This window comes from Acidovorax sp. SUPP1855 (assembly GCF_030158955.1).
Classification (GTDB): domain Bacteria; phylum Pseudomonadota; class Gammaproteobacteria; order Burkholderiales; family Burkholderiaceae_C; genus Paracidovorax.
In genome coordinates this window covers 161,065-173,536 of sequence record NZ_BQXI01000007.1, presented here as the reverse complement: position 1 = coordinate 173,536, position 12,472 = coordinate 161,065, and the positions used below count along the sequence as shown (strand labels likewise).

Annotated in this window: 9 protein-coding genes and 2 pseudogenes; 5 read left to right on the top strand and 6 right to left on the bottom strand. The window is 63.3% G+C overall.

All coding sequences use genetic code 11. The features are described from left to right. Window positions 1-3 precede the first annotated feature (3 nt). The 4 genes from AVMA1855_RS08680 (at window position 4) to AVMA1855_RS08665 (ending at window position 4,390) form a co-directional block, all read left to right on the top strand. Entirely contained in the window at window positions 4-2,562 is a 2,559-nt protein-coding gene (locus tag AVMA1855_RS08680) for a hypothetical protein (protein WP_284425399.1), read from the top strand. A 9-nt stretch (window positions 2,563-2,571) separates the two neighbouring features. Further along, window positions 2,572-2,769, top strand: a complete 198-nt coding sequence (locus AVMA1855_RS08675; protein WP_284425398.1) for a hypothetical protein — start codon at window positions 2,572-2,574, stop codon at window positions 2,767-2,769. 188 nt (window positions 2,770-2,957) lie between these two features. Further along, on the top strand, window positions 2,958-3,554 hold the full coding sequence (locus AVMA1855_RS08670) for a hypothetical protein (RefSeq protein WP_284425397.1): 597 nt from the start codon (window positions 2,958-2,960) through the stop codon (window positions 3,552-3,554). An 11-nt stretch (window positions 3,555-3,565) separates the two neighbouring features. After that, window positions 3,566-4,390 carry a hypothetical protein gene (locus AVMA1855_RS08665; protein WP_284425396.1) on the top strand — a complete coding sequence of 275 codons (825 nt, stop codon included), beginning with the start codon at window positions 3,566-3,568 and terminating at the stop codon, window positions 4,388-4,390. Between the two features lie 51 nt (window positions 4,391-4,441). Here AVMA1855_RS08665 and AVMA1855_RS08660 read toward each other — a convergent pair whose 3' ends face one another. The 5 genes and pseudogenes from AVMA1855_RS08660 to AVMA1855_RS08640 form a co-directional block, all read right to left on the bottom strand. Next, a complete protein-coding gene (locus AVMA1855_RS08660) occupies window positions 4,442-5,665 on the bottom strand; it encodes a M48 family metallopeptidase (RefSeq protein ID WP_284425395.1) in 1,224 nt (407 codons plus the stop codon). 28 nt (window positions 5,666-5,693) lie between these two features. Then, window positions 5,694-6,926: pseudogene (locus AVMA1855_RS08655) on the bottom strand (YjgN family protein). A gap of 159 nt (window positions 6,927-7,085) precedes the next feature. Continuing rightward, window positions 7,086-7,907: an RNA pseudouridine synthase gene (locus tag AVMA1855_RS08650; RefSeq protein ID WP_284425394.1), complete on the bottom strand. Its 822-nt coding sequence runs from the start codon at window positions 7,905-7,907 to the stop codon at window positions 7,086-7,088. Further along, window positions 7,900-9,594, bottom strand: coding sequence for an MBL fold metallo-hydrolase (locus AVMA1855_RS08645; protein ID WP_284425393.1), 1,695 nt, complete (start codon window positions 9,592-9,594; stop codon window positions 7,900-7,902). Before AVMA1855_RS08645 ends, AVMA1855_RS08650 begins: the two co-directional genes overlap by 8 nt. 104 nt (window positions 9,595-9,698) lie before the next feature. Beyond that, the gene (locus tag AVMA1855_RS08640) at window positions 9,699-10,076 is read right to left on the bottom strand and encodes a Rossmann-fold NAD(P)-binding domain-containing protein (RefSeq protein WP_284425392.1); all 378 of its coding nucleotides are present in this window, start codon (window positions 10,074-10,076) and stop codon (window positions 9,699-9,701) included. A gap of 307 nt (window positions 10,077-10,383) precedes the next feature. Here AVMA1855_RS08640 and AVMA1855_RS08635 point away from each other — a divergent pair, with 307 nt between their 5' ends. After that, entirely contained in the window at window positions 10,384-11,634 is a 1,251-nt protein-coding gene (locus AVMA1855_RS08635) for a S1 family peptidase (RefSeq protein WP_284425391.1), read from the top strand. A gap of 25 nt (window positions 11,635-11,659) precedes the next feature. Here AVMA1855_RS08635 and AVMA1855_RS08630 read toward each other — a convergent pair. Beyond that, window positions 11,660-12,406, bottom strand: a pseudogene (locus AVMA1855_RS08630) (NUDIX hydrolase); the annotation flags it as partial. Window positions 12,407-12,472 lie beyond the last annotated feature (66 nt).

Here is a 12,472-nt window from a genome sequence, read left to right as displayed (position 1 = left end):
ACCATGAGCAACGACATCTACACCACCCTCCAGGGCGTCCTGAAGACCGACGCGGCCAGCAAGGTCCTGCAACTGGCCCAAAGCCAGTTTCCGGGACCGATCCAGACGGCGCTCGGCTATTACCTGAACGGCATCACGCTGCAGCTCGGACCGTCCGCCAGCCTGGCGGTCGATCCCTCCAGCAAGCAATTGCAGCTGCAGGCGCAGCTCGACGGCGCCGATCTCGATCTGCAGGCGACCCCGAGCGGCGTCACGCTGACGCTCACCAGCAAGCAGTACATCGATGCGCAGGTGGTGCTGACGTTCAGCCGGGGTGACAGCGGCGTGGAAATGGTGTTGAGCGCCACCATGGGCGCGAGCCTGCAATGGCCGCTGCAAAGCCTGTGGCCTGCGGAACTGAACTGGACACCAGCCAACCAGATCGCCTTTTCCCAGGGGCAGTTGACGCTGAGTTACGCCGCGGGCCCGTCCATCCAGTTCAACGGGCAAGGCGGCCTGCTGTATTCCGGGCAGCCTTTCCTGAACGCGGCGCTCAGTGTGCAGCGCACCGACCAGGGCGCGGGCGTCATGTTCGGCGCGGTGGTCCAGCAGTGGTCGCCGGGGTCGCTGTGGACGCCCCTGTCGGCACTGACCTTTAACGACAGCGGGGTGGTGGTATCCACCATCGCGGGCCAGTCCGGCAGCCTGGCCTCGCTCGGCCTGCTGAGCGCGGACGATGTCCCCGCGATCGCGGCCGATTTCGACATCGCCCCCGGCTTCGTGCTGTTTTCGTCGCTGCAACTGACCGACTCCCTGAAGGCGATTGCCAACTTCATGGGCGACGTGTCGCAGCTCGACCTGTTCGCCACCTATGCCAAGGACAGCGGCGACAAGACGCTCAAGGCGGTGCTGAAGAACACGTTCAGTGCCCAGGGCAACGGGGTGTTCGAGTTCGACGGCTTCACGCTGGACTGGGAGGACCCGGGCCAGGGCAACAGCAGCGTGAACGCCACGGCGTCCGGTGTCTTCCGGCCCGATGCCGGCACCGAGATCACGCTGGGCCTGACGGGCAGCATCGTTCCGTCGCAAGGGGATCTGAGCATCACCCTCAAATTGCAGAACTGGAATCAGCCCTTCGGCCTGCAGACCGTGGACATCGTCGAGCTGCAGGGCACGGTGACGGTGGGCGCCGAGGCCGCCGGCGTGACGCTGAGCGCGGGCGGCGACCTCAAGCTGCAGAACCCCAACGCGCCGCAGTACGAGTTCGACGTGGGCTTCGAAGTGGAGGTGGTGGACTTCGAGGTGCCCAACGGCATCGCGGTCTGGACGCAGGCCGACCAGCAGCCGATGCAGCTGTCCAACGTGTTCAACGCCGCCTTCGCGCTCGACTTCTCCCCGCAGACGCTGGACAACGACCACGAGCCTGAGATCGCCGACGTGGTGCGCTTTCTCGACGAGATCATCAGCATCAAGCAGTTCACCTTCTGGTTCGTGGAAGGCGCGCAGTTGCAGAAGATCGGCGACCGCGGCCCGTTCCCGGCCGGTTTCGGGCTGCAGGCCGAGTTCAGCCTGCTGGACCAGGACGATGTGCAGGTGACGGCCACGCTGGCCGAATCGGCCGACGCCAAGGCCGGCTTTTCCGGCTACATCCTGGTGCAGAAAGCGATTGCCTGGGGCAGTGTCTTTGCGCTGTCCGGCTGGGACCCCACCACCAGCAAGCCGAACGGCCAGGGTCCGATGCTGGCGATCGCCGCCACGCCGGATGGCATCGTGGTGCCGCAGATCAACGGCGGCAATCCGGTGCGCTTCTATTCGTCGCTGTACCTGGAGTTCCTGGACGTGGTGGAAGACCACCTCTACGCACTCGCCACCACCGATAACCAGTTCCAGCTGGACTATGCGGTGCAGAACGGCCAGCCGACGGGGGGCTGCGGCGCGTGGGCCGGCGACCGCATCACGTTCATGCTCAATCCGCAGGCCAAGCAGCTCAGCGCTTCGTTCGGCTTCAACTTCGGCTGGCACGACATCGAGTGGGACGGCATCACCCTCTGGGGCGTAACGCTGGTGCCCAAAATCCAGCTGCCCGATTTCAGCGTGGCGGCCGGCCTGGGCTTTTCGGCCTCGATGCAGGCGCTGGTGGTGACCGGGTATTTCGACTTCAGCCTGTTCGGACTCGACCTGCACCTGGGCGACGAGGCCAGCCCCTACACCTTGCTGAACGTGAACGTGGCCGGCGTCATCGCTCAGCTCAAGGACGTGGCGGGCCACCTGCTCACCGCGCTGAAGCAGGAGGCCTCGGCCCTGATCCAGGCGGTGCTGTCCGGCCTGAGCAGCTTCGTGGCCTGGGTCAAGAACCAGTGGCGCAACTTCGTCAACGGCCTGCAGCTCGTCGGCCAGATCCTGCAGGACCAGTTCAAGCAACTGGGCAAGGACCTCGCCTCGGTGCTGCAAAGCCTCGGCGCCCTGGCGGCCGAAGTGCAGCAGGCCATGGTCGCGCTGGGCTATGAGCTGGAGAAGGTGGCGGACTGGCTGGGCGACCTGTTCGGTTGCCCGATCAGCCATGGGTCCAATGCGCTGCCTTGATGGCGGTTGATGTCCTTCGGCTGTGGCTCTGAAGGGTTTTTGGTATCAGCGTCCGAACATTGGAAGGCCTGCCGCTCGCTGCCGGGCGGGCAGCGGATTGCTTTTTCGCTTCAATTACAGCGAACTGGTTTCGGCATATCTGGCACGCTTTTGCAAGCGGTGTTGATGAAAAAACCACAATTCAAGGCTGAAAACTTTGCCGAGTAATAAGATTCTCTTTCTTTGCACGTGTTTTCATGGGGATAAAAGCATGCAGTGATTTGATTTTTACATTTTAAAACGTTAATAACATATTGTTTGGTCGATGGCTATCCCTTGTCGAATAATTGCGCTGCGGCTTCTGACGGGATTCGCCTTTTGGGAGGATCGCATAATCTCTGGGAGATGGCTAAAGGATGAAAAGGAAAACAATAAAATCATTTGCGGCTACATTGTTGTTGTCCGTATTTTCAAATTGCCATGCGGACGACTTTGCTGTTCTGCCTGTTGTTACAGTCACGGATGAATATAACGTTGATTACAATGGTTGGGGTGATTATAATCCTTGGTATTTTCCTACGGCTTACCTCAATGCCGCAGCGTTGGATTATTTGGGGAGCTATGCTGGCACGCATGCGGAAGCTGCAATTTTGGCAGAGCTTTCTTTCTTGGATAAGAGTATCAGTGTTTGCATTGCGGTGGTTAGTGCAAATGCAAAGAGTACAACATCCGCATCGGATGTAACTTCAAGATGGCTGGCTGCGCAAGAGGTCTTTAATTATCAGAATACGACCGGCCTTCTTGCCAAGCGTGAAGAGATGATAAAGAATTTGATTTTTATCATCGATGGGAAAAGATATAAGGGATTTCATGTGCTTTACGCCGATGGTGTGAGAGAGACTTGGGCGGTAAATCCTGGTTATTCTTGGTCATCTGTTAAGCTTTTGGATCAACCACTACCCAATTCTCAAGAGCCTGACAACGGTTTTCGACCCAAATGCAATATCGGATAACGGAGTTTTAAATGAAAAAAATTCTTGCTAGTGCAGCTTTCCTCTGCTCTTTGACGGGGGTTGGGTATGCGCAACCAATTTCTGCCTCTTTTTTGGATCGGTATAATAACTCATTTGATTATAGTGATTTAATTTCTCGCGCTGTAGATAATCCGGAGGCGGGTGGGTATTTTTATGCTCACAAAGTGTTGTCAGAATGCAAAATGGCCTCCTCGCTTTTTAATTTTTGGAAAGAGAAATCAAAAAATTCTGCAAATGCGGCCAGAGACTCGGCACTGAATCTTATAAGCGCTAGATGTGTAAATATTCCTGCTGAAAGATTGAGTGATGATTATTTGTCAAAGCTGTATGTCGAAGGCACAAGTGGGAGGGATCCGCTGTTCGTGGCCTCGAAAAGTTATTCGAATTCCATGCCAGCTTTAAAGAGCGGCAATGTGAGTCAAGCAAGGCGATCAGAGGCTATCTCCGCTGCTTTGCAAGTCAAGGATCCATTGGTTGTTCAGGATCTGGGTCTGCGTTTGGTTGTAAATAAAGACCCCGATTCAGGGCGGACCACATTTCGAGCGCATGGACAGGATATTCCTTTGAATTCCAAGGTCGATGTTGGATTGGCGACATTCTTGGTGCCATGCGAGATGGGATTGAACTGTGATGCGAAAGATTTTGCAGTTACCTTGCCATGTGCAAGCCAAGGTATTTGCGATATAAATCGTCATGAGGCCGTCAAGAGAATGGCCGTTGAATCTGGGAAAGACTATGAAGGCATTACAAAACTTGCCAAGTTGATCGCAGATTCGTTGAAAGATCAGAGCAAATCGGCCCCTGCCCTAGATTAATTATTCAGGGTAGTAAGTGTGAATTGCTGGGGGTGGCGCCATTCCAACGGCTCAGCGGGCGCAGTGCGGTGCCCGGCCCTCGCGCAGCTCGGTCGCGCGCTGCACGGTGCCCGGGTGGCTGCTCAGCAGCGACAGCAGGCCCTCGCCGCCGGGCTCGACGCCCGGTGAGCGTTGTTTGGGCGGATCGCTCTGGCCCTTGCTTTCCTGGGGCTTGCCCGCGGGGGCGCCGGGGTGCTTCTTCTCTTCGTCGTGCGCAATGGCTAGCAGCAAGTCGGCCATGGGCGCCGTGGGCAGGCGGGCCTGGCCCATGAGCGCGATGGCGTAGCAGTCGGCCTCGCGCTCGTGGTCGCGGCTGTAGGCCAGGCCGGTGAGCAGCGCGCCGCCGGTGGACAGCAGGCCCGACACATCCCCCAAGGCCAGTCCCAGGCCGATGTTGAGCACGCCTTGCTCGACCACGGTGCGCGTGGTGTGGCGGTGCACGACATGGCCGATTTCGTGCGCGAGCACGCCGACCAGCGCGTCGTCGCTCAGGCCGTTCTTCGCAGCCGCCTGGGCCAGCCCGTCGGTCATCACCACGCGCCCGCCGGGCAAGGCGAAGGCGTTGGCGCCCATGCCCTGGCGGAACTCCAGCTGCAGGCGCGGCGTGTAGCCGCCGTAGCGCGGCGGCAGGGTGCGCGCCTGCGCCGCCAGCGCATCGAAGCGCTCGCGCAACTGGGTCTGGCGCGCTGCGGGCAGGGTGCTGGCCTTGAGCGTGCCGTTGTCCATTTGCTGCATGGCGCGGTCCGCCAATGCGGCCTCCCAGGCGATCGGCACGTGGCGCGTGAGCTGCGTGGCGGCCCAGGGCGTGCCGTAGCGGTAGAACAGCACCAGCGCGAGCACCGAGGCCAGCACGGTGGCGGCCAGCACGGTCCATCGGGTTTGCATGCGCTGCGCGATGCCGGGGCGGTGGCCGGCCGCGTGCATGGCGGCCTGCCAGGCACTGACCGCCTCGATCTCCAGGCTGCCGTGGTCGCGCAGGTCCACCACGATGCGCGGTGGGGCGCGGTTCGCGCTCCAGGCCTCGGGCCAATCGACCTCGCGAAAGCCGAACACGCGGGGCGGGGCGCCGGGGGCGAGGGGGTGCAGCGCGAGCGTGGGCCCGCGCGCGCCGGCCGACAGGCCCACGAGCGCCGGCTGGCCTTTGCTGCTCCGCCCGTCGTACCAGCGCGCGGGCACCAGGGCCGGCGCTCCCGGGTGGGGGGACGAAGCGGCCGGGGGCGCGGAAGGGTCGGCCATGCGGTCGCGGTGCGGCAACGGCGAAGCGTCAGCCGATCAGGTCGAGGCCGGCCGCGTCGGCCAGCGCATCGCCCACGCCGCCCTGCTGCTGGCGCACGAGCTGCCCGGCCACCTGGTCCACGCCGCCCTTGATGTGCAGGGTGACCGATTCGAGCTTCATGCGGTATTCGCTCACGCGGGCGAACGGGCGGTAGAACCCGAGCGTGACCACGGTGAGCAGGATGTTCTTGAGCCGCAGCCCCACGTAGCGGCCCGCGCGCAGGTCTCACTTGAAGCGGGCCATGTGGCTCACCCCGATGTTGTTCCACATGAGCTGGAACATGCGCGCTTCGCGGAAGGCGCGCGCGGGGGCCGATGCGAGCAGGAACACCACGAAGAACAGGATGAAGCCCAGCACGATGAACACGAACAGCCACAGCCCCATGCGCTGCGTGGAGTTGGCCAGCAGCGCCCACGAGCCCTTCAGCGCCGCGGCGATGACGGCACCCAGCACGGCCGACGACAGGAGAAACACCAGCACGGTGGCGACCCAGACCTTGACGAAATCCACGTACTCCGGCTTCCAGCGGCCGGGCTCGGTGCCGATCTGCGAGCGCAGCACGAGCAGGCTGCGGTAGTTGTATTCGAGGCGGATGAAGCACAGCACGATGAGCACCAGGCCCACGGCCAGCAGGCCCCACATGGGCCCCGTCACCTTCGGCAGCTTGCGCCCGCCGGCCGGCAACTGCGCCTCGGGCGCCAGGGCCTGCAGACCGAAGAACACCGCCAGGCCCACCAGGGCGATGGCGAACACCGGCCAGCTGGCCTGGTAGACCTCGCGCCAGTTGGCGTTGAACTGCAGGCGCAGCCCCTTCCAGCGCGTGTTGGCCAGGCGAAAGCGCATGGCGCTGCCCCAGATCAGCGGGGCGAGGAGGGCGCCACCGATCAGGAACAGGCCCACGGTGGCGTCCTGCCCCGTGCGCACGGCGATCTGGTAGGCGACGGTGAGGCCCAGCAGCACGACGAATCCGAAGACCATGCGGCGCTGCTGCGCGGTGAATTCGAGGGGGCTGCCGGCCACCAGGGTGTGGCCGTAGAAGTACTGCGCGGTGCGCCGGCGGGCCCAGGGCGTGTACAGGCCGAGCGTGAGGATGCCCAGCAGCACGTTCACGATCCACACCCGGAAGTATTCGCCGCCGCTGCCGGTGAAGACCAGGGCATGCGGTTCGATGCCGTGCGATGTGAAGGTGGAAGACACCCTGTCTGCGGGTGGTGGGGTCATGTCCATGGGCTGCTCTCCTCGGTGCCGCGGAGTGTAGCGCAGCCCCTGTGGCATCGGTGGCCTGTCCATCGGCCTGTAGCGCAATACCAACTTGCGGTGGCAGCTACTGATTTTGTAGCGTTTGCGGTGGCGCCGCGCGCGGTGGGGCGCCCGCCGGCATCAGAACTTTTCCCACGGCTGCAGGTAGCGCCACTGGCCCTCGGGCACCTTGGCCAGCGGCACGCGGCCGAGGCGGATGCGCTTGATGGCCACGACCGACAGGCCCACGGCTTCGCACATGGCCGGGATCTGCCCGGGGCGGATGCCCTTGAGCGCAAAGCGCAGGCGCGTCTCGTTCTGCCAGCTCACCTTGATGGGCGGTAGCGGGCGGCCATTGAAGCTCAGGCCGTGGCAGAGCTTTTTAAGGCCGCTGTCGGACAGCGTGCCCTGCACCTCGACGATGCATTCCTGCTCCAGCGATTCGATGTCCTCGGCCAGCTTGCGGGCGATGCGCGCATCCTGCGTGTAGACGACCAGGCCGCTCGCGGGCGTGGGCAGGGGGGTGAAGCATTCGAGCGCCCGGAAGTGCCGCTGCAGCACGCGCGTGCCGCTGGCGTCGTCGGCCGCATGCGAGGCCGCGCCGAGCAGGGTGAGCGCCGAGGGCTCGCCCTGGCTGCGGCTGCCGTGGCTTCCATGGCGGCCTGGGCCTGCCGGCGCTGCGCCGACCGGGCCCTGCGGTGCGCCTGGGCCGCCCAGTCCCGCTTCGTAGCCCACGGGCTTGTGCAGCAGCAGGGTCACCGGGGTCAGCTCCATCAGGTTGGCGTCCTGGTCCATGGCCACCGCCTGGTGCGGCGAGACGCGGGCGCCGGGCGCCTCGACCACGCGGCCGTCCACGCGGACCCAGCCGCCCTCGATGTATTGCTCGGCCGTGCTGCGCGAGCAGCCCAGTTGTTCGGCCACGCGCTTGGCGAGGCGGATGTGTTCGCGGGTGGGATCAGACATGGCCGGGCTCCAGGGAAAGGTTCAGTGCGCGGATGCGCTCGACATGGGCCAGCAGCGAGCGCCGGGCCACCGGCCACATGCGCTCGGGCACATCGGCGTAGGCGTGGCGCACCCAGTCGTCCGGGCTGCCATCGGGAAAGGCCCGCATCGCGGCCAGCACCTTGGCCTCGCGCGCCAGGCGGTGGGCCTTGAGGCCGGCGATGGCGCCGCGCGCATCGCCCAGCACGTAGCCGTGCGCGGGCAGGATGAACTGCACGCCGTGCCGCTCGCACAGCGCATCGAGCCGGTCGAGCGAGTCGAGGTAGTCGGCCATGTTGCCGTCCGGCGGGTCCACCACCGTGGTGCTGCCGTTCAGGATGTGGTCGCCACTGAAGAGCAGGCCGTCCTCGACCAGCAGCAGGCACAGGTGGTTGGCCGCGTGGCCGGGGGTGTGCACCACCTCCAGCGTGTGCGTGACTTCGCCCTCGGGCGACGGGCCGGCCAGCACGAGCCGCTCGCCCTGCGCCAGTGCGCGCTCGGGCACGAAGTGGCTGGCCGCGCGCGCGGTGGGCGCCGACGGCAGGCCCAGGATGGGCGGTGCGGCGCGGCCATTGGCGGCCACCCGGGCCTGCAGCGGCAGCGCGCCGGGGGAATGGTCGGGGTGCGAATGCGTGCACACGATCATGCGGATGTCGCCGCCGGCCGCGCGCCACAGGCGCTCCAGGTGCTCGGCATCCTGCGGGCCGGGGTCGATGGCGATGAACCCCGTGGCCGGGTCGCCCACCAGGTAGCTGTTGGTGCCGGGGCCGGTCATCACGCCGGGGTTGGGCGCGGTCAGGCGCTGCACATTGCGCAGCAGCGGCATCGGGCGGTCGCTCTGCCAGTCGAGCGGGTGCACGATCTGGCCGTCGGGGCACACCAGCGCCAGTTCGCCGAAGGGTGGCTCGTGTTCCATGTGGCGCGATTCCCGGCCCGCCAGCAGGCCGGCGCGCGGGCAGCTGGTCCACAGCGGCGCCTCGTGCGCCACGGCGGCCAGCACGGCGTCCACACCGTCGAACCGGGCCAGGCGCTCCAGCGTGCGGATGGTGGGGTAGATCATGAAGAAGCGCCCTGCGGCATGGCGCTCCAGCGCGTCGGCCGGGCGCACCCACACCGGCTCGAACTGCTCGGCCTCGTCGGCCACGGGTTCCTGGCCCTCGGGCATGCGCGCCACGAGAAAGGGCACGTCGAAGCGGCGCGGCAGGTCGCGGTCGGCCGTCCAGTGGGCGAGCAGGAACACGGCATCGGCCGCCAGCCGCAGCCCGCGCGCCTGGCACTGCGCCACGAACGGCGCGTGGCGGTCGAGCGCGGCGATGTCCGCGGCACCGGCGAAGCGGCCATCGGCACGGCGCGCCAGCAGCACGCCCAGTTCCTCGAAGCTCTCGCGGATGGCGGCGATGGCCTGGGTCACGCGCAGGCCGTTCTGTGTGGCGCGCCGGTCCGCGGCGGCGTGCGAGGCGGGCGCGGCGTCCAGCGCGTCGATGCCGCCGCCCGGGAACACGTAGGCGTCGGGCGCGAAGCTGGCGTTCGGCGAGCGGCGCGTCATCAGCACTTCGAGCCCGGTGCCGGTGCCGGCTGCCGGCGCGTCGCGCAGCAGCAGCACGGTGGCCGCGGCGCGCGTGGCCACCGGTTCGCGGTGGGGATGGAGTTGTTGGGAGGTGCGGGGCATCCGGCGATTATCGGCAGTGGGCGCCGGGGCGCCGCCCGCCCGCGCCCCGTTGGGAAGCAAAGCAGTTGATTGCTATAAAATTAATAGCATTATGCCCTAGAAAATCATGCGCTGGAGGCCGATTTTGCTTCGACCTGCCGGTGGCCGGCCGCGGCCTTGTATTCCTGCACCCAGCGCGCCAGCACGGCCGGGTCCATCACGTCCTCGATGCGCGCGAAGCCCTCGGGGGCGCGTTCTTCCACCATGTCGAGGATGGCGTCCAGGCCCTCCTGCCGGTTCAGGGCCACGATGCGGGCGGTGGCGGGGCGGCGCGCGGCCTCGTAGTGTTCCAGCGCGGCGACGGGGTCGGGCTGCGCGTGCAGCGCATCGGCCAGCGCGCGGGCGTCCAGGATGGCCTGCGTGGCGCCGTTGGAGCCGATGGGGTACGCAGCAGGTGGACTGCCACAGCCTTCCTGTGCCTTCCTGTGCAGGTGATGGAGCAAATAGTCCCCCAAAAGATAGAGCCTTTCTACCACTGTAAACCCTCTGCTCTGTGGGCGGTGTCGCATAAAACGATTTCTTCCCGATCAGCGTTCTTTGCGAAGGAATATTGCTCGTCCACAGGAACAATATTAATTCTGCTCTCTGGTCTTTTTTCATAGGTGAAATTTATTTTTGCAACAAAATCCCAGTCGAAAATCGCGGCTATGATAGCATCGGCTTACGTCGCAATGCTCCGTAAACCCCCCGGCATTTTGGTAATTTGTTGCCAATTGTCGGTAATTATCAATCACAAGGGAAAGGTAAAAAATGACTATTAAGAAGAAAATCATGCTAATCGCTTTGGCGCTGGCAACAAACGCAGTCTATGTCAGCGCGCAAGATTTTTCTGCAGACACTTACGCCAAGCCAGAGAATTTCAACTTTACTAAAGAGCAGGCGCTTAAGGCCGCTGGGTTGGATGTGTATGTGAACGAAGAGAATTCTAAGCAAGTTCAAGCATTGGTAAAAAATAGGCCAAAAATACAGGAAATTGCTGGGGAATTTTATGCTGGCTCGTGGATAAGATACGATGAAAATCTCAAGGCACATCAAATTTTTGCCACTACTGCCCCTATCAACAAGCTCAAAAATTCGACTTTTGATGGAGATGTCACATTCGTCCAGGTGAAATTCAGCTATAAACAACTGGAGGCGATGAAAGACAAAATCATGAGTACTTTCGCCGAGTCTGCTCAAAGCAGTAATCCGCTCGTTTTCGGAGTTGCCATTGATGAAGAAAAAAACCGACTTCTAGTGCGGGGGCGCGAGGAAAACCACAATATCATCAACTCTCGACTGAGGTTGCTTGGTATTGACATGGGCGCCATCTTGCTCGAGGACCAAAATGGCCCTATCACTCTAATGGGTTCATTGTTTGGTGGGTCAAAAATTGGTGCATCAAACGCGGATACAGCAGCCATGCTCAGATGCACCGCTGGGTTTAACGTCATCATTGACGGTATATATCCTGGCACCATCACATCGGCGCATTGCTGGCATTACAACACCAGCTGGAATAAGGTGTACTTCGCTGATGGGGTAGGCAAGGGTGTTGAAATTGGGGAATTCTTTGCCGATGGATATCTGGATAAAATGGATGCTATTATCTTTGGGAATACTAATTTTGTTCACACACTATTCAGAAAAATAATTACAACCCCTAACAATGCCGTGAGCGTAAAACCCGTAACAGGCTTGTCTCAAAATGCCAAAGTATGCACTTCAGGTGGTACTAATGGTTGGAGATGCGGCACGCAAAAACAGCTCGTTTCAGAAGCGTTTGTTAATGGAACGATTTTTAAATTCTCGGAAGCAACGTTCTGTGGCTCTGGAGGTGATTCCGGGGGGGCGGTGGTTAATGAAACTAACAATGCAATAGGCATCTACACGGGGGCAGTTGGCAACTACCCTAATGGAACATGCGGATCAGTGTTCGGAGGGGGAACCGTAAACTCGTTTTTTCAGCCGCTTACGCAGTATCTCGCACGGTATCCAAATGTGGCCATAATGTCAGAGTAAATTAGGCTTGAATCGAAGGCGGATTCGATTCCCGGCCCGCCAGCAGCCCGGCGCGCGGGCAGCTGGTCCACAGCGGCGCCTCGTGCGCCACGGCGGCCAGCACGGCGTCCACACCGTCGAACCGGGCCAGGCGCTCCAGCGTGCGGATGGTGGGGTAGATCATGAAGAAGCGCCCTGCGGCATGGCGCTCCAGCGCGTCGGCCGGGCGCACCCACACCGGCTCGAACTGCTCGGCCTCGTCGGCCACGGGTTCCTGGCCCTCGGGCATGCGCGCCACGAGAAAGGGCACGTCGAAGCGGCGCGGCAGGTCGCGGTCGGCCGTCCAGTGGGCGAGCAGGAACACGGCATCGGCCGCCAGCCGCAGCCCGCGCGCCTGGCACTGCGCCACGAACGGCGCGTGGCGGTCGAGCGCGGCGATGTCCGCGGCACCGGCGAAGCGGCCATCGGCACGGCGCGCCAGCAGCACGCCCAGTTCCTCGAAGCTCTCGCGGATGGCGGCGATGGCCTGGGTCACGCGCAGGCCGTTCTGTGTGGCGCGCCGGTCCGCGGCGGCGTGCGAGGCGGGCGCGGCGTCCAGCGCGTCGATGCCGCCGCCCGGGAACACGTAGGCGTCGGGCGCGAAGCTGGCGTTCGGCGAGCGGCGCGTCATCAGCACTTCGAGCCCGGTGCCGGTGCCGGCTGCCGGCGCGTCGCGCAGCAGCAGCACGGTGGCCGCGGCGCGCGTGGCCACCGGTTCGCGGTGGGGATGGAGTTGTTGGGAGGTGCGGGGCATCCGGCGATTATCGGCAGTGGGCGCCGGGGCGCCGCCCGCCCGCGCCCCGTTGGGAAGCAAAGCAGT

Coding starts and splice junctions, on each gene's coding strand:
- AVMA1855_RS08670 (WP_284425397.1), top strand. CDS start 2,958: ATGAAAAGGAAAACAATAAAATCATTTGCGGCTACATTGTTGTTGTCC.
- AVMA1855_RS08645 (WP_284425393.1), bottom strand. CDS start 9,594: ATGCCCCGCACCTCCCAACAACTCCATCCCCACCGCGAACCGGTGGCC.
- AVMA1855_RS08660 (WP_284425395.1), bottom strand. CDS start 5,665: ATGGCCGACCCTTCCGCGCCCCCGGCCGCTTCGTCCCCCCACCCGGGA.
- AVMA1855_RS08665 (WP_284425396.1), top strand. CDS start 3,566: ATGAAAAAAATTCTTGCTAGTGCAGCTTTCCTCTGCTCTTTGACGGGG.
- AVMA1855_RS08680 (WP_284425399.1), top strand. CDS start 4: ATGAGCAACGACATCTACACCACCCTCCAGGGCGTCCTGAAGACCGAC.
- AVMA1855_RS08675 (WP_284425398.1), top strand. CDS start 2,572: ATGTCCTTCGGCTGTGGCTCTGAAGGGTTTTTGGTATCAGCGTCCGAA.
- AVMA1855_RS08650 (WP_284425394.1), bottom strand. CDS start 7,907: ATGTCTGATCCCACCCGCGAACACATCCGCCTCGCCAAGCGCGTGGCC.
- AVMA1855_RS08635 (WP_284425391.1), top strand. CDS start 10,384: ATGACTATTAAGAAGAAAATCATGCTAATCGCTTTGGCGCTGGCAACA.